Genomic DNA, 18134 nt, shown 5'->3' with positions numbered 1-18134 from the left:
AAAAATCCACTCCGAAAAACGGAATGGATTTTTTGAAATGAACTTTTATTTATGATTTACTGAAAAATAACTTTTCTTGTCGTTGTAAAATCATTTGCCAAAGTAACTTTCACTAATAAAACCTGATTTGAAGATGGTAGGTTTTGAATCTGCAATTCTGTATTACCTACTTTCTTTTTATTGTAAAGCATTTTACCTGACACATCATATATTGTAACCTCCTTAATATTTTCTTGCGAAGATTGTACTGCAATTACTTTGTCTTTTATTGAAACTAAGATCCCGTCTTTAACGTTTTCAAAATCTCCGACACCCAAAGTTTTATCAGTGTAACGCAATACCAAACGTTCAGTAAAGTTCCCCTCCTCGGTTTTAAAAGTATAATTACTCTGTGTTAAATCATGAATAACACCAGTTGTTTTATCTTCAACATAAATCTTCTGATTGGCCATTTTACCATCAACCTCGTCTATTGCAATTGTAAAATCACCTGCAACGGCAGTTCGGTAACCTAACGGAACAATATCAGCATCTGTAAATGGTAAGGCACGTCCCTGAATTACAAATTTATTCGTATTACTTACACTATAAAAATCCAAATACTGGTTACCATCAAGAGTTAGACCATCATATAAGGTTTCATAATCGTTGGTTGCACCTTCTATATAACCTAACAATAATTGTTTAAACGCTCCGGTTGTACTGGTCATGTTTAACCAGATACGATTCTTTTCTATAGTAGCTTTTCTCGAACTATTTGCAGGTCTGAAAAACTGGCCATTATCTGTTGCCCCTAATCGCATGGCATTGGTAAAAAGAACTTTTCCTGCAGCTTTAGCAGTTAGAAAAAATGACTGTCCGGCCGCAATTTCTCCAGTTGGTTTATCACCACCCGATTCCGCCGCTGTCGCTCCAGTTAGATTGAATGAAGCATAATCATCCGAAGTATACTGATTACTTGCAACAGGTTTTGCCGGTGTGTTGTGGGTCCAGAAATAAAGAGTACCATTTATTACATTTTCATTAGTTTTTATAAACCCTTCTATGCCCTCTGAAACAAACCTCTCTGCGCTTAAAGCTGACGGATAAGGATTCCCTATCAAATAACTTTTGCCTGAAGCCAACATTTCCGTTTCTATATTTCCATTGTTCGGAACTCCTTTAAAACTTGCCGGATAGGCTGTCTTAGAACTATTCGAATAACCTGACGGAGCACGAATAATATACCCTTTACCTACTACCATATTATCATTTCTATTCGTTCGTACCCACTGTGTACCATCGAAACCATAATACATAGTACTAGGGGTTGAAGGCGAAAGATTAATTAAGGTTTGTGGACTTACCGGAGTTGACCAATACACATAATCTTTTAGCAATATAGGAGGAGTGGTACGCTCGTAAGTGATATCACCTGTATTTACTACATTATTTATTTGAACTAAAGCCGCTGTATTTTTGAAAGTCATTGTACCTCCGCTATATACCTTAACATCATTTGCAATCTTCAAGGTATGTCCAGCTCCTATTGTAACATTTGCCCCTGAATTAACTTCACAGGTACATCCGGTCACATCTCCTGTAGAGATAAAATTGGAGTTAAAAATAAGTTTCTTATCTATAGTTGCAGGACTACTCCAGGTACCATTATAGGTCGCTGTCGGAATTGGATTAATTACAATTCCTGTAGTCGAAATTGAGGAACAAGGACCATTTGCAACGGCGTACGAATAGGTACCTGCCGCAAGATTAGTATCTGTTACTGCCGTTCCTGTATAAGGTATAGCTACTGCTCCCGGTGATCTTGTTAAAGTTCCACCGGAAGGTAATCCGCTTAAAGCAATGCTACCGAAAGTAACGGTACAGGTTGGCTGCGTGACAGTACCTACAACTGGTGCAGGCATAGCCGAATTCACCGTGAGAGCGACTGCATTTGATGTAACTGATGGACAGGCACCTCCAACAATACAACGATACTGATAATTGTTCATTGTAGCGATTGCTGAAGTGATATTCATGGTTGCTGAAGTAACATTCGAATAAACACCTCCATTTGATAAATCGCTGAAAGTCGATCCACTATTAGTACTAACCTGCCATTTGTAAGTTAAACTGGTTCCCGTACCAGCAACACTAAATGCTGCATTATTACCCACGCAGGTAGTTGCAGCCGATGGCTGAGTTGTAATCGCTGTTGTTAAATTAGTCGCGTTTACTGTCCATGAACCTGAATTCGTACAAGTTGTCAGAGAAGTTACTAAATTATAAGTTCTATTGGTTAATCCTGTTAAATTCTTTGAACTGGAAGTAAATCCGGGAGGAGTAGAAGTCCATGAATACGTATAAGGATCTGTCCATACCGGAGAAGGACTCCCCATCAAAGTTCCATTCGTTGCGGCACTACCAACACCATATAATGTAGAACCGGTGCCTTCATTAAAACTATAACCGGAAAGTAACCCATTTTGTGATGCATCATAATCTACAAATCCTGACGCTAAAACACCAATTTCTGCTGGAGTTAGTGCCTTGTTCCAAACTCCCAATTTAAAGATCTCACCGGTTAAACCCACTCCGGCATCATCCATCACCCCATATCCCATTTTTGTTGTATTGCTGTTACTCCCATAATTAGTAGCACTTACCGTAGTTGAAATAGGAGTTCCTCCATTTAAATAAATTTTCATCGAACTAGCATCTGCCGTCACAGCTATATGGTTCCATGTATATCCTGCAGGAAATGAAGATAAGGGCAAATCCACCGTTCCGCGAGTTGTCCAGAATCTAAGGTTATTACCCTCAAAACCAACTTCAATAATATCATTCTGACCAAAAAGTGCCATCCTTGCGATATAGTTGTTCTTATCAAATTTAATCCATCCTTCTAAAGTAAAGGCTGTCCTGTTAGATAACAAAGAAGCGTTTAAATTTATTCCCTGATTGTTTGCACTAACAAAATTAGCAGAAGCCGGAGCAACAGCATTAGTAATTGTGATGCTTCCTGTGGCTTCTCCCGGGCAAGAAACATTTACAACCGTTGCAGTAGGAACTGGCGGTGAGCTGTAACGGTAAATATTTACGGATCCGGTCATTACGGCAGAACACAATGTTGATATATTTGTTGCTATAACGGTATATAATCCTGTATTATTAAATGTTCCAAAATTGATTGCTGCTCCTGTACCCGTTATTGGTGAACCAACTGCAACGTTACCTCTTACTAATTGATAACGACAAGTAGTCTGCGAGTTAGACAAACTAATTGAAGAACCGGCATTTGAACTACAAAATGCTCCTCCCGCACCTGTCACATTATAAGACGTTGGTACCGTACAAGCAGTTACGCTGATAATCCCTGTTACTGCAGAAAAGTATAAATCATTTATATTTGTTGCATTTGAAGAAGAGCTCCCCCAAGTTCCTGACGGCCTGTTTATTCCTCCGAGAATTAGGTTTTTTGCGCTATGTGTAACCGTACTCAAATTAGCAACTATATCATTTCCAATAGTCAGAGTATTTGAAGTAGTAATTCCAGATGAAGAAAATGCTTTAATGGCACCACTATTTCCGGATAACGTCAAATTGTAATAAGGATAATTCCCTATATTTTGCGCACCTGAGTTATTATACTCTACAGTACCTGTTGAAGGAGTTAAAGTTCCCGAAGTCATCGAACCTCCTACTTTCAATAATCCTGATCCACTAAAAAGTATATCATTAAAACCACTATTCATTGTTATGTTACCGGACACTTCTATTGTTCCCGATGACAATCTTAAACCATTTCTTCTATTATTATTTGCCGGATCTGCAATCGCAACACTTCCACAAGACAACGAACCAGCATTAACATTGATATATTTAGTATCTCCAGATCCTGTACCAGCACCAATACTCACGGCTCCTGAAACCGTTAATGAATTCGACCCCGTAATTGTTATTGTATTTAAGTTTGCTCCTGCATTAATTGTTAATGATTTACAAACCGCCGCCGTATTAATATTAACGGTTCTAAGATTTGCAGTAGAACCATTAGGTATAACCACATTATCCGAAATTGTAGGAACAGTACTAGTACTCCAGTTTGTTGCTGTATTCCAGTTTCCATCTCCACTCCAGCCATCCCAGGTTACTGTTTGCCCATAACCCAAATTCATGACCAAGAACACTCCCAAACAGGCTAATTTGATAACGGGATTAGAAGTTTTTCTGGTCTGGGGATCAGAAAATTTTAAAAATACAGAGCAGACGCTCAAAAGTAATTTTTGAATCATATGAAAGTGGTATTTATGATTAAATTTGTTTTTGGGGCAACAAAACACAAAAAATATTCCCTATTAAATTCAGGAGTTGTTTTTATACTTTGTTTTAAAACTAAAAGCTAAAACCCTGTTTTACAAGGTCATAAAAAACTGTTAATTTTGTGTACAAAAATATTATAATTCCCCACATATACAACATTTTAACAAAAGACTTTTCTGAGAAAAACAAAAAAAATAGTTGTGTTTTTAACATTTAAATGACTATTTTTAGCCGTAATCGTTAAAAAGAAAGAAAAAAGCCATGAATTCAATCTGCACTCCCAAAGAGGCTTTACTGAAGTTAGAACACTACTGTGCTTATCAGGAACGTTGTCATGCCGAAGTGGTATCCAAACTGTACAGCCTAAAAATGACTGCCGATGAAATCGATACTATTGTGGTTCAATTGATTGAAACTAACTTTCTAAATGAAACCCGATTTGCCTGCAGCTTTGCCAGAGGTAAACATCGCATGAAATATTGGGGCAGAATTCGAATTACCAATGAACTGAAAGCAAAACAAATTTCGTCGGCTAATATTACGCTTGCTTTAAAAGAAATCACTGTCGAGGAATACGAAGCCACTTTCGACCAGCTTTCTGAGCGATGCTGGAACAGCATACACGAAAAAAACACCCTAAAAAAACGAAAAAAGTTTTGCGACTATATGCTTCGTCGTGGCTACGAGAGTTTTCTTGTTTACGATAAAGTTACTTTACTTGAAAAAGAATTCTAGTCCAAAAAAAACACGGGCTTAACCTCACTACTTCTTGATTTTTCTCGTCAAAATCACCATACTCGCACATTCAATTTTCTTGCAAATTTTTCACTTAAAAGACGTTTTTACTACTTATAGTTCTAAAAATAGGATCGTTTTGAGCGTTATTCTGCGATTTTTCTTATACTTCGAGAATGTTATTTATAAGAAATAACATAAAATCTCATTTCTAAAGATGCATTTTGTCGACTATTTTGACATTTTGTCGATTAAATGACCGTTCCAAAAACCTTCATATTTCCAATCACGTATGTGTATCTATCTTTGCTCGGGCAAAATTTATCCTGTACCAGCACCACTAAATTGTATAGAAACATTTCAATATGAAGAGAACTCTACTTTCCAAAATCCTATTTTTCCCCTTTAATTTTCTATTAGAAATAAAAAACGTTTTCGGATCTTCAAAGCTTTACTTTAAAGCATTTTTTACTTTCATTTTCCTGATCAGCATTAATAATTTAAATGCGCAATGTAACTCTGGTGCAACAGCAGGCACAGTAAGCAGTAATAATAACAAATTATGTGTAGGAGTTACAGAGGGATTCTGGTCGGCTGGAGGATGGGACTCTGGTACCTGGTCTTCATCAAACCCTTCAGTTTTAGAAGTTATAAGCACAAGCAAAGGAAACGCTACTGTCAAAGCGTTAGCCCCCGGAGTTGCAAATGTAATCTACACCTTAACGCAACCAAATTGCTCTACCGTTAAAACTTCCCAAAAGCAAATCACTGTTTATGAAGCTTTAGGAACTACTGGAGAAATTACAGGATTTACACCACAGTGCCCTGGAAACACAGGACAAGTTTATTCCATACCTCCTGTAGCAAATGCAACCAAATACGACTGGAAACTACCATCTGGTTGGGTTATTACCGCGGGAGCTAATACCAACTCCATTACAGTAACCACAAGCTCAACTGCAGGAAATCTTAAAGTCGAAGTATCTAATGATTGCAGAACAAATGAAGCCAAATACCTATATGTTAATATCACTAACGGAAAATCAGCAAAACCTACTATTACCGCAAGCGGACCAACGACTTTTTGCCAGGGAGGCAGTGTGGTATTGACTTCAAGCATTGAAGACAATTACCTTTGGTCAAACGGAGAAACTACCAGAAGCATAACGGTTACAACTTCGGGAAACTACTCGGTAATTACAAAAAAGAATGATTATGTATGCCCAAGCAATGCCTCAAACAGTATAGCAGTCAATGTACAAGCAGGATTAACATTCACCAGTCAACCACAGGATTTAATTGCCTGCGAAGGTCAGTCCGGAACCTTTAGTGTAACCGCATCTGCCTCGAATGCGACCTACCAATGGCAATATTCCGCCAATGGCTCAACGAACTGGACCAATACCAATGGGGTTCAGGGTGTATCAGGTCATAATACGGCAACCTTAAATTTGACCAACCTTCCTTTGTCCTATAGTGACTACTATGTTCGTTGTGTCGCAAGAAGCTCAACCACTTGTCCTGCCAATACTAACACAAACTCAACTACTGCTAAACTAACGGTTAACCCATCACTAAAAATCACCTCACAGTCGACCGCTACTCAAACCAAATGCCTCAACGACGCCTTTACACCTTTAACGGTTACCGCTACAGCATCAGGAACCTTAACCTATCAATGGTTCAGTAATACTGCTGCAACTACCACAAACGGAACAGCATTAGGAGCTTCAAATGGAGCCAGAACCAGTAGTTACACTCCACAATCTACAACATCAGGAACATTATATTACTATGCGGTAGTAACATCAAGCTGCGGAACAGCAACCACTGCAATTTCAGAAGCTATGATCACCAAACAGGCAAATATTGCCCCAACAGTAGGAACTATCACACAGCCTACTTGTACTACCCCAAGCGGAAGTGTTGTTTTACAAAATATACCTTCATCAGGAAAACTGGTGGAGTCACGAGGAACTGTATACAATTATACAACTTCCGGATCCACATACGAAATTTCAGGATTAGCTCCCGGAACTTATAAATTTGCCATCGATGATAATTGCACAAGAGTATATTCGTCGGACATTGTAATCCTACCCGGAAATGTCTGGAATGGCACTAAATGGTCAGGTGGAACGCCATCACTAAACGATCCAATTCAATTTACAGGAAATTATACTGCAGAAACAGATCTTAACGGATGTTCCTGTACAATCGATAATGGAGCAACGGTAACTATAAAATCAGGAGCCACCTTAACTATTGCTAACAACATAGACGTAAACTCCGGGTCTTTAGTTTTTGAAAACAGTTCCAGTTTGATACAAAAAAGCAATGCTAAGAATACGGGAAGTATTTCCTACATCCGTACCAGTCCGCCTATATTCCAAAAAGATTACTTGTATTGGTCTACTCCGGTAACTCCACAAAAATTAGTAGACGTTTCGCCTTCTACGCCTGCCAATTTTTATTATGGCAATGATGGCACACAATGGGTACGGACCAATAGAGAAAGTAATATGATTGTTGGAAAAGGCTACATTATTCGAGGACCATCGAATTACACCAATACCAATAAACAAGAATTTACCGCAACTTTCAAAGGAATTCCAAACAATGGAGATATTGAGGGAGAACCCCTAACCGCAATGAAAAGTCACCTGATTGGAAATCCGTATCCGTCTGCCTTAAGTGCTGATATGCTTTTAAAAGAGAATCCAATGTTAAACGGAACGCTCTATTTCTGGACGCACAACACTCCGGCAAAACCTGTAGCAAGTAATCAGTACAGTGCTGATGATTATGCTTCCTACAACCTTAGTGGAGGAGTTTCTGCAAAATCAGATAAACAGCACAATAATGATCCTGCAAAAGACAAAGGCACTAAACCGACGGGTAACATAGCAGCCGGACAAGCCTTCTTTGTAACAACGAATGCTGCAGGAAAAGTCAAGTTTAATAATTCAATGCGATTGGGCGGATCAAATAACGGTCAGTTTTTCAGACCCGGAAACACGTCAAAAGTAGCAGCTTTAGAAAAACACCGCATTTGGCTAAACATGACCAATGCAACGGGAGCTTTTAAACAATTGCTAGTAAGCTACATTGAAGGGGCAACCAATGACTTTGAAACTAATTACGATGGGTTAACTTTTGACGGCAATCAATATTTGGATTTTTACACTACGGATCAAAAAAACAAATATGTAATTCAGGGACGTGCTCTGCCATTTACAGATACCGATCTAGTTCCATTAGGATACCGCACAACAGTTGCAGGTGATTTTACTGTTGCAATTGACGAAGTAGACGGAAACATGAGCAATCAGGCCATTTACATTGAAGACAAAACTACAGGAACTGTTCATGATTTAACACAAAGCAATTATACTTTTAAAACCGAAGCCGGTACCTTTACCGAACGTTTGACACTGCGTTATAAACCAGGCAAAACTTTAGGTACAGGCGATTTTGAAAACATCGAAAATGGCATTCATATTTCGACTGGAAATAAAACCATTCAAATATCTTCATCAAAAGAAAACATTAAACAAGTTGTTGTTTTTGATATTACCGGTAAACAATTATACAGTAAAAACAAATTAAACAGTGCGAGCTTTCAAATTGAAAATTTACCGTCTGCCAATCAGGTTTTATTGGTGAAGGTAACTTTAGCAAATGATTTTACTGTTACCCGAAAAGTATTGCTTCAGTAATCGTTTATTCGTTTATTCGTTTATTCGTTTATTCGTTTATTCGTTTATTCGTTTATTCGTTTATTCGTTTATTCGTTCTATAAAAAAATCCATTCTGTTTCTCAGAATGGATTTTTTTTATATCTCCCTTGGTATTCGAAAAATTAAACTAAGGCTTTTCGATTAAAACGCTAACAGCATTTCCTCCGAAACCTACCGCATTAATCAATATTCGTTTAATCGATTTTGTCTGTTTTTGTTCTTCTCCGAAAGGTACGCCAATAAAAGTATCGTGCTGAAACATCAAAAGTGCCAACTCTAAACTCAATATACCCGACGCTCCAAAAGTATGTCCGATCTTCCATTTGTTGGTAGTAAGCAAAGGCAGCTGAGATCCAAAAACTTTTTCAATAGCCCTCAACTCGGTTAAGTCGCCTTTGATCGTTCCGGGAGCGTGCATCACAATTGCATCAACCGATTCAGGAGCTATATTCTTTAAAGCCATTTTCATTGATTTTTGAAAACAGGTTGCTTCCGCAGAAATAGAAATATTGTGTTCTAAAATCTCGGTTGCATAACCCACGCCTGTTATGTATGCTATTGCATTCTCTTTCTCGCCGGTTTCCAAACAACAAACTGCCGCACCTTCCCCTAAAATCATAGTATTTTGGGTTTTCTCAAAATCGAAAGCCAAATTGGGCCATGATTCCGTTTCCTGATCGATTCTCGAATATATTTTAAGTGCTCTCATTTGAGCAATCGTAAAATCCGTCAATGGGGCTTCGCTTCCTCCTACCAAAAATTTATCAGCCATATCTGATTTCAACCACGCTACACCATTCAACAGGGCATGAAGTGCAGTTGAACACGTTATAGAATGCGATATTTCCGGTCCAACACTCTGCAGATCATGAGCAATCCAGGAAGATATATTTCCTAGAGTTGTTGTTGGAGAAGCTAAAGTTTGGGCTTTTCCTGTATCGACGTATTCTTTATAATGTTTTTCGAATAAATCGGTTGCCCCTCGGGACGAACCAATATTAATTCCGAAGATATCATCCAAACTCCATCCTGCCTGCTTAACCGCTTGTCGAGAAGCCGCTAAAGCAAACAAAACCGAATCATCCAGAAATTTGTACTTAGGATCGGACTCTCTTATTTCCGAGACAATTTGTTTAGATTCAGCATCCAGAGCAGCAACAGAAGTCTCCTGTTGGTCTAAAAACTGTTTCGAAAAACAATGTTGACGATCAAGATACTTTTCCCACACTGATTCCGTAGTATTTCCTAAAGGTGAAATAGAAGAAAAAGCTGTTATAGAGATTTTTTGTGTATTCAAAATATTTTATTTAATCGCAAAATTACACCATTTCAATGGCTTCTTCAATGGTTTTATATACTTTTTGAAGCTGCTCATCACTCATGATATACGGAGGTAAAATGTAAACGATATTTCCAACAGGGCGCAAAACAACACCTTTATCAATAAAGAAATTATAGAGTTTCGTTCGCATTGAACCGTAATAACTCTCTTCCGAATCTGATTTGATTTCAACTGCAAAAATAACCCCCAATGTTCTGGCAGTAATTACTTTTGAATGCTTTTCAATTTTCTTCTGAAAATCCAAATGACTCTTATGAATTCTTTCAATATTAGCCTGCATTTCATCTGTATGCAACAAATCAATACTAGCCAAAGCCGCAGCACAGCCGGTTGGATTTGCAGTAAACGTATGTCCATGAAACAAAGCCTTATTAATATCGTCATCATAAAAAGCATCGAAAACCTTTTGTGTAAAAGTGGTAATTGCCATTGGAATTGTGCCTCCGGTTAATGCTTTAGACAAACACATCATATCCGGAACTTCTGTCACATAATCCATTGCAAAGGTTTTTCCCGTCTTACCGAAACCTGTCATTACTTCATCGGCAATGGTAAGAACATTGTTCTCATTGCAAATTTGAATCAGTTTAGCCAAAGCCTCCGGTTCATACATTACCATTCCGGCTGCACCCTGTACCAAAGGTTCAAAAATAAAACCGGCACAACTATGATTTTGAATCACATTTCTCAACGCATCAAAACTCTCTTGTTCCTGTCCTTTTACCGGAACCGGAATTCGGACTACATCAATAAACATTCCCTGAAAAGCCTGTGTGTAAAAAGAGATCCCACTTGCTGCCATTGCCGCAAAAGTATCCCCGTGAAAAGCATTTTCAAAAGCAATTATAGTGGTTCGCTTTTCATTTTTATTGAAAAAAAACTGCAAAGCCACTTTTATAGCTACTTCAACCGCTGTTGAACCATTATCAGAAAAGAAAATCTTCTGCTGATTTTTAGGCAGAATCTCAATTAGTTTCTCCGCCACTTTAACTGCCGGTTCGTGTGTAAAACCCCCAAACAATACATGCTCTAAAGTGGTTAATTGTTTGTAAATCGCATCGGCTATAAATCGATTACTGTGTCCGAACGGATTTACCCACCATGAAGCAATAGCGTCAATATATTCCTTGCCGTTCTCATCCCAAAGCAGTGCTCCTTCACCTTTGGAAATTGCAATTGGGGCCTGTGCTGTTTTATGCTGTGTATAAGGATGCCAAAGATATTGGCTGTCTTTTTCTGTTAATGTCATCTTGTTTAGAATATGGATATTAGAATATAGAAAATAGACTAAACTCTACAATTTTGACAAAGATAAGAAAGTCTATTTTCTTTATTCTGTCTTCTTTTCTCTATAAATTAAGTAAGTTCTCTCTAAACAAATCGGCGTATTCCCGGATTACATTCTGATCAAAATAAGGTTCTTCATCAATTCTTCCGATACATTTTATTCCGGTTTTATTGAGAATTAAACTTTCAGTCGATTTGTTTTCGCTTCCGCTGAAAATAATTCCTGCAACTTTAAAACCACGATTCTGAATCGCTTCTACAGTTAACAAGGTGTGATTGATACTCCCCAGATAATGTCTTGAAACCACAATTACTTTATAATCGGTTTGAATTAGATCAATAATAGAATCTGTTTCATTCAGCGGAACAAAAATTCCTCCTGCCCCTTCTACAACCAAATGATTATTGGTTCGAGGTTCCACAATCTTCTTCAAATCGATTGTAAGCCCATCAATTTCTGCAGCCAGATGCGGACTTGCGGGTGTATTTAACTCGTATGCATTCGGGAAAAATTGAGATTTCGAATTTGAAATTTGAGATTTTACCTTGTGCGTATCACTAAAATCCAAATCTCCGGCCTGAACAGGTTTCCAGTAATCGGCCTCTAAAGCTTCAACAACGATTGCCGAAGTAACGGTTTTACCAACATCTGTTGAAATTCCGGTTATAAATATTTTCATGCTTCTTTTGTTTCGCAAATATTCACAAAAAACAATTAGACCTTCTGGTATCAAATAATCTTTTCTCGGTGAATACCTGCTTAATAATCGATGCAAAAATACCAATAAAAACAAACCCATCACGTATGATGGGTTCTATTTAACTTACTCTTCTTTTAATTCGTCTATCACTTTCTTTATTTCTTTAGCATATTTTCCGTAATAAAACCGAACCCACCATTCTAGACTCAGTCCCATAAAAAGAATTGAAAAGAGAATGACTGAAAAAATACTGAACATTTCTGTGTTACTAAATTCAAGCATTGTAAAATCAACCGCTTTAGAAGTCTGATCGTAGATAAAAACGATTAGAAATACTACCAGAAAAGGTGTCAGAGCAAATCCGAAAGTCTTATACAATTCCATGTTCAAACGGATATCGAAATAAGTTTCATACAAATTGTCCTTTGTTTTTAAAGCTGTATTATTTAGTCGTTTGTAGAAAAAATAAAGCTTTGTCAGATAATAAATTGAAACAGCCGTAAACATACTGAAAAGCAGGAAAAAAGGCATGATATATTTCTCTTCAAAATGAAAAATATAAGGAGTAAGCCCTATTAGCACAACGGAAATTACCTGTACAACCAGCTCACTTTTTAAATTCTTTTTGATTCTGTCTAACGGCGTATTGGCCGATTGTATTTTTTCCAGATTATCCGGAAGAACAATGTTATCCGATTTATCATTGTTCCATGCGTTTTGTATATCGTTAAAATCCATATCCCTGATTTTTAATTATTTCTTTTAATTTTTCTTTTGCTCTGTTTAATTTCACTCTGGCATTTCCTTCTGAAATTCCTAAGTTCTCTCCAATTTCCTTATGAGAGAAACCTTCCAGCTGATAAAAAATGATCGCTTTATCTATTTTTTCGAGTTTTTGAACAGCCTTATAAAAATGGTCGATCTGACTTTCTTTGATGTGTGAATCTCCTTCATCATCCTTAATATTCTCCGAAGCGATTTCGTACTTGTCTACCTTTCGCTTTTCCTTTTTCAGAAAAACAATGGCTGTATTCACCGCTACACGATACATCCAGGTCGAAAACTGACTTTCATTTCTAAAGGAATCATACGATTTCCAAAGCTGACAAACGATTTCCTGAAACAAATCCTGTTGATCGTCAGAATTATCCATGTACATTTTAGAAACCTTATACAATATTCCCTTGTGACTTTCGATCCGATTTAAAAATTCCTGTTCTTTCTCTTTCAAAATACTTTATTGCATTACTGGTTTGACCTTATAACCTGCTTTCTTTAATAAACTAATCACTCCATACTCTCCCCCCAAATGTCCCGATCCTACAGCAAAAAACACGCTCTGCTTTTTCATCATTTCCGGCATCGTTTTTACCCAATTCATATTTCGCTGGTCTAAGATAACTTTATTTGTCTTTTCACTCCCCATTTTTTCATCTGTTATAACATCATACAATCCATTGATATTTTCATTTTTATAAAAGGATACTGATTGAGACATTACGGAGTCATTTAGCTCCTCCAACATCATTAACATTTCATCATTGTTATAAGCCTTTTCCAACATCTTTTCTTGAGATTTTACCGTTTCCAGACCACCAATTTCAATATTTCTTTTCTTTGCGTTCTCAATAAATTCCATTTCATAAAACTTAAGATCTTTACAGCCAAAACTTTTAATCGAAACCATGCTCATTACTGCGGTCAGGCTATAAGCATCTACCTGTTTAACCGTCATTCCAGTTGTTTTTTGCAGAATCAAATCCAATTTTGACAATTGTTCCGGACTCAGTCTCTTACTTAAAGGTTCTTTCCCCAATACCAATTGCTGCATATCTGCCATTTCTTTCGGGTCTGCTAAATCAATTTCCAACACTAATTCGTTTGAGGCTTCAAATGCTTTTTTTGTCTTATCAGACAGAAAATAATCTCCTGAACAAATTGCATGAATTGTACCGTACAAATAAGACGGTTTCGATAATCCGTTTCCTGTAACTTCCCATAAAAGCGAATTTTCAAGTTTTGGAGTTTTTTTCTGTGCCTGTGTTGTTCCACAAAAAACTAATGCGATTACTGCAATTGCTGATGTAACTAATTTTTTCATTTTGTTGATTGATTTAATGATTGATGATGATTTGATTGATGATGATTTGATTGATTGTTTTGACTGATTGTTTTGACTGATGATTGAATGAGTACTATGATTTAATATATTTTTTTCTTTGCCAGGAAGCCATTGAAGCTACAAAGAGACAAATCATAACTGAAAGCAATCCCATATTTGGTTTGTCTAAAATAAATTGATTTACTAAAGCATATCCAAGTCCTGCAGAAGCGGCAAAGACAAATACGAAATGAAATACTTTTTCTGTAACTGATGTTGAGTTTGTTTTCATAATTGTTTTGGTTTATTTGATTACGACTCGTAAGTAATCAAACATTCAAAACGTTACAAAAATTTTTAAATTTTTTTTATAGAAGCCCATAGACAAAGGGCTGAAGGAAATATTTTTTTTTCACGCAGAGATTCACAAAGAAAAAAGAGCCTCACAAAATAACTTTGCGAAGCTCTGCGATAACTTGGTGAATCTCTGTGAAATATAGTATCTTAAAACACGAAGTTCCCCAGTAATTCTAAAACTTCGTTAATCTCTTTTTCTGAATTGTAACTATGAATACAAAAACGCAAACGTTCCTGACCTTCCGGAACGGTTGGAGAAAGTATCGGTTTTACATCGAATCCTTTACCCTGAAGTTGTTCTGCGAGGCGTTTTACATTTTCGTTTCCCGGAACAATAGCCGACTGTATTGCCGATTTACTTCGAACAAACATTGGTTTTAGCCCAAATAAATTTTTATGCTGATTGAAAAACACGATATTACTGCGTAACTTTTCAATGGTTACTTTCTCTGCTTCCAATTGTTTGTACGCTATAAGAATTGTCGCAACAGAATGAGGTGATAAACCTGTCGTATAAATGAAGCTTCTGGCAAAGTTTACCAGATATTCTTTAAGAGCTGTACTTCCCAAAACCACAGCACCATGACATCCTAAACCCTTTCCGAAAGTCATAATTCGGGCAAAAATTCTATGGTGCAGATTCAGGTACTGCATCAAACCTTCTCCTTTTTCTCCAAATACGCCTAAAGTATGCGCTTCGTCGACTACCAGATAACAATTGTACTTCTCGGACAAGACTACTAATTCTTCTAAATTCGGACTATCCCCATCCATAGAAAAAACCGTTTCGGTAACAATATAAACCGTGGTATCCGGAAATTTTTGGATAAGACGTTCCAGATCTTCAAAATCATTGTGATTGAATTTATATGATTTTGCATTAGACATTGTAATTCCGTCCCGAATAGAAGCATGACTTAATTCATCATACAAAATAACATCATTTCGTTGCGGTACAGCACTAAAAAAACCAACATTGGCATCGTAACCCGAATTAAAGATTAATGCTGATTCAGCATCATGAAATTCCGCAATAAACGTTTCTGTAATTTGATATAAAGAATGATTCCCTGAAATCAATCGTGATCCGGTTGCGCCGTTTTGAAAAATTTCGTTTTCCAGCAAATAAGCATGAGTATGCTTAAAAATAGATTCTGATTTTGAAAAACCGATATAATCATTTGACGAAAAATCTATTCGGTTACTAAAAACCGGTAATTTTCTAAGCGAATTATTTTGCTTTCGTATCTCTAATTTCTGATTCAGGTTCTCCGGTAATTTCATAAAAGCAAAGTTATAAAATTGATTCTAAAATAAACTATTGCTTTGCTTTCATAAGCCCGATCAGAGATAATCATTTAAATTATACTCCCTGAATACAATATCTTCCGGCAATCAAAAGCAAAAATTAGAGCATAAAAAAAAGACTCCAATTACTTGAAGTCTTTTTGTATTTATTCCGAAATTGCTTTAGTCAACTAAAACAATTACTTTATTATCTTTCATTTCAACAGTACCTGATGCAATCTCTAATGTATAAGTTTGCTCGTTTACTTTCGTGAATTTACTCGCTACATCTTTAGAAAAATTAAACTTTGCAGAAGCAATTTTAACAGTTCCTTTTTCTAAAATAGAGACAATAGGAGCGTGATTATTCAATATTTGGAAGCTTCCGTCAACTCCAGGCAATGTTACTGATGTTACTTCTCCTGAAAATAATTTTGCTTCTGGTGATACTATATCTAAAATCATAACTTTTTTTTAAATTCCAAATTATAAAATTCCAAATCCCAATCTTGGAATTTGGAATTTTTATTTTTTGATGTTTATCAAGCTATGCTTGATTATGCTTCAGCTAACATTTTTTCTCCAGCTTCGATAGCATCCTGAATAGAACCTTTCAAGTTGAAAGCTGCTTCCGGAAGATGATCTAACTCACCGTCGATAATCATGTTGAATCCTTTGATAGTATCTTTAATATCAACCAATACTCCAGGAATACCTGTAAATTGCTCCGCTACGTGGAATGGCTGAGATAAGAAACGTTGAACACGACGTGCTCTAGATACTGATAATTTATCTTCTTCAGATAATTCTTCCATACCTAAGATCGCGATAATATCTTGCAATTGTTTGTATTTCTGAAGAATTTCTTTTACTCTTTGTGCACAATCATAATGCTCATTTCCTAAGATTTGAGGAGTCAAAATTCTTGAAGTAGAATCTAACGGGTCAACCGCAGGATAAATACCTAACTCAGCAATTTTACGAGACAATACCGTTGTTGCATCTAAGTGAGCAAACGTTGTTGCCGGTGCCGGGTCAGTTAAGTCATCCGCAGGAACGTAAACCGCCTGTACAGATGTAATAGATCCTTTGTTTGTAGAAGTAATACGCTCTTGCATAGCCCCCATCTCTGTTGCCAAAGTTGGTTGGTATCCTACTGCAGAAGGCATACGTCCTAAAAGTGCTGATACCTCAGAACCTGCTTGTGTAAAACGGAAGATGTTATCAACGAAGAACAATACGTCTTTTCCTTGATCAGTTCCTGCTCCATCACGGAAATACTCAGCGATAGATAATCCTGAAAGTGCTACACGTGCACGAGCTCCAGGTGGCTCATTCATTTGTCCGAAAACGAAAGTAGCTTTAGACTCTCTCATTCCTGGCATATCTACTTTAGATAAATCCCATCCTCCATTTTCCATAGAGTGCATGAAATCATCACCGTATTTAATAATTCCTGACTCTAACATCTCACGAAGTAAGTCATTTCCTTCACGTGTTCTTTCTCCTACTCCTGCGAATACTGAAAGTCCACCGTGACCTTTTGCGATATTGTTAATCAACTCCTGGATCAATACTGTTTTACCAACACCTGCTCCACCGAACAATCCAATTTTACCTCCTTTTGCATAAGGCTCAATCAAATCGATTACTTTGATACCTGTGAATAAAACTTCTGATGAAGTTGACAAATCTTCAAATTTTGGTGCTTGTCTGTGAATCGGCAAACCGTTTTCACCTGTTTTAGGCAATTCACCTAAACCATCAATCGCATCTCCAACAACATTAAATAATCTTCCGTATACATCCGGACCGATTGGCATTTGGATTGGATTTCCAGTTCCAACTACTTCATATCCTCTACTCAAACCGTCTGTAGAGTCCATAGAAATGGTACGAACCGTATTTTCACCAATGTGAGATTGTACTTCCAGAACTAACAATGTTCCGTCTTTTTTTGTGACTTCTAGTGAATCATAAATTTTTGGAAGTTCAACATCCTTACCGTTGAAAACTACGTCAACTACTGGTCCAATGATTTGAGCAACTTTTCCTATTACTTTTGACATTACTTATGTATTTATTAAATAGCTATTTAGGTTTATCGAAAATACCTCTTTTTTCAGAGCGCAAAGATAAATTTTTAAAATATAAAATCAATATTTTTTTTATAAAAAATACTACGATTTTGTTTGATTCTTAAAAGTCAGCCTTCAAATACCGAAAATAGCATTTTTTAAGGGCATAAAAAAAGCCACTGCGTTCTGAAAGCAAGTGGCTGT

13 protein-coding genes are annotated in these 18134 nt (G+C 36.8%); 2 read left to right on the top strand and 11 right to left on the bottom strand.

Translation table 11 applies throughout. The features are described from left to right. Window positions 1–56 precede the first annotated feature (56 nt). Window positions 57–4274 (bottom strand): T9SS sorting signal type C domain-containing protein, encoded by a 4218-nt coding sequence (locus BHE19_RS22245; RefSeq protein WP_083342473.1) that lies wholly within the window; start codon window positions 4272–4274, stop codon window positions 57–59. Between the two features lie 289 nt (window positions 4275–4563). Between BHE19_RS22245 and BHE19_RS06205 the strand changes: the two genes are divergently transcribed. Both BHE19_RS06205 and BHE19_RS06200 read left to right on the top strand, forming a co-directional pair. Further along, window positions 4564–5037: a regulatory protein RecX gene (locus BHE19_RS06205; RefSeq protein ID WP_070906369.1), complete on the top strand. Its 474-nt coding sequence runs from the start codon at window positions 4564–4566 to the stop codon at window positions 5035–5037. 365 nt (window positions 5038–5402) lie between these two features. Then, window positions 5403–8756, top strand: coding sequence for a T9SS sorting signal type C domain-containing protein (locus tag BHE19_RS06200; protein WP_070906368.1), 3354 nt, complete (start codon window positions 5403–5405; stop codon window positions 8754–8756). Window positions 8757–8904: 148 nt separating this feature from the next. Here BHE19_RS06200 and BHE19_RS06195 read toward each other — a convergent pair whose 3' ends face one another. The 10 genes from BHE19_RS06195 to atpD form a co-directional block, all read right to left on the bottom strand. Continuing rightward, window positions 8905–10074, bottom strand: a complete 1170-nt coding sequence (locus BHE19_RS06195) for a beta-ketoacyl synthase N-terminal-like domain-containing protein (RefSeq protein ID WP_070906367.1) — start codon at window positions 10072–10074, stop codon at window positions 8905–8907. 22 nt (window positions 10075–10096) lie between these two features. Beyond that, window positions 10097–11368, bottom strand: coding sequence for an adenosylmethionine--8-amino-7-oxononanoate transaminase (gene bioA / locus BHE19_RS06190; RefSeq protein ID WP_070906366.1), 1272 nt, complete (start codon window positions 11366–11368; stop codon window positions 10097–10099). 100 nt (window positions 11369–11468) lie between these two features. Further along, window positions 11469–12086 carry a dethiobiotin synthase gene (gene bioD / locus BHE19_RS06185; protein WP_070906365.1) on the bottom strand — a complete coding sequence of 206 codons (618 nt, stop codon included), beginning with the start codon at window positions 12084–12086 and terminating at the stop codon, window positions 11469–11471. Window positions 12087–12230: 144 nt separating this feature from the next. After that, on the bottom strand, window positions 12231–12845 hold the full coding sequence (locus BHE19_RS06180) for a hypothetical protein (protein ID WP_070906364.1): 615 nt from the start codon (window positions 12843–12845) through the stop codon (window positions 12231–12233). Further along, window positions 12835–13266 carry an RNA polymerase sigma factor gene (locus BHE19_RS06175; RefSeq protein WP_394332166.1) on the bottom strand — a complete coding sequence of 144 codons (432 nt, stop codon included), beginning with the start codon at window positions 13264–13266 and terminating at the stop codon, window positions 12835–12837. Before BHE19_RS06175 ends, BHE19_RS06180 begins: the two co-directional genes overlap by 11 nt. A gap of 78 nt (window positions 13267–13344) precedes the next feature. Further along, window positions 13345–14208 (bottom strand): TraB/GumN family protein, encoded by an 864-nt coding sequence (locus BHE19_RS06170; RefSeq protein WP_070906362.1) that lies wholly within the window; start codon window positions 14206–14208, stop codon window positions 13345–13347. A 94-nt stretch (window positions 14209–14302) separates the two neighbouring features. Continuing rightward, the gene (locus tag BHE19_RS06165; protein ID WP_070906361.1) at window positions 14303–14500 is read right to left on the bottom strand and encodes a hypothetical protein; all 198 of its coding nucleotides are present in this window, start codon (window positions 14498–14500) and stop codon (window positions 14303–14305) included. Window positions 14501–14712: 212 nt separating this feature from the next. Continuing rightward, window positions 14713–15849, bottom strand: coding sequence for an aminotransferase class I/II-fold pyridoxal phosphate-dependent enzyme (locus tag BHE19_RS06160; protein ID WP_070906360.1), 1137 nt, complete (start codon window positions 15847–15849; stop codon window positions 14713–14715). 186 nt (window positions 15850–16035) lie between these two features. Beyond that, on the bottom strand, window positions 16036–16317 hold the full coding sequence (locus BHE19_RS06155) for a F0F1 ATP synthase subunit epsilon (protein WP_017495936.1): 282 nt from the start codon (window positions 16315–16317) through the stop codon (window positions 16036–16038). Window positions 16318–16409: 92 nt separating this feature from the next. Then, complete coding sequence (atpD, locus tag BHE19_RS06150; RefSeq protein WP_017495935.1) at window positions 16410–17921, bottom strand: F0F1 ATP synthase subunit beta; 1512 nt, start codon at window positions 17919–17921, stop codon at window positions 16410–16412. Window positions 17922–18134: the final 213 nt, after the last annotated feature.

Origin of the sequence: Flavobacterium tructae (assembly GCF_001853485.1) — a bacterium.
GTDB lineage: Bacteria > Bacteroidota > Bacteroidia > Flavobacteriales > Flavobacteriaceae > Flavobacterium > Flavobacterium tructae.
The sequence above is the reverse complement of the archived record's forward strand: the minus strand, read 5'-3'. Positions and strand labels throughout refer to the sequence as shown.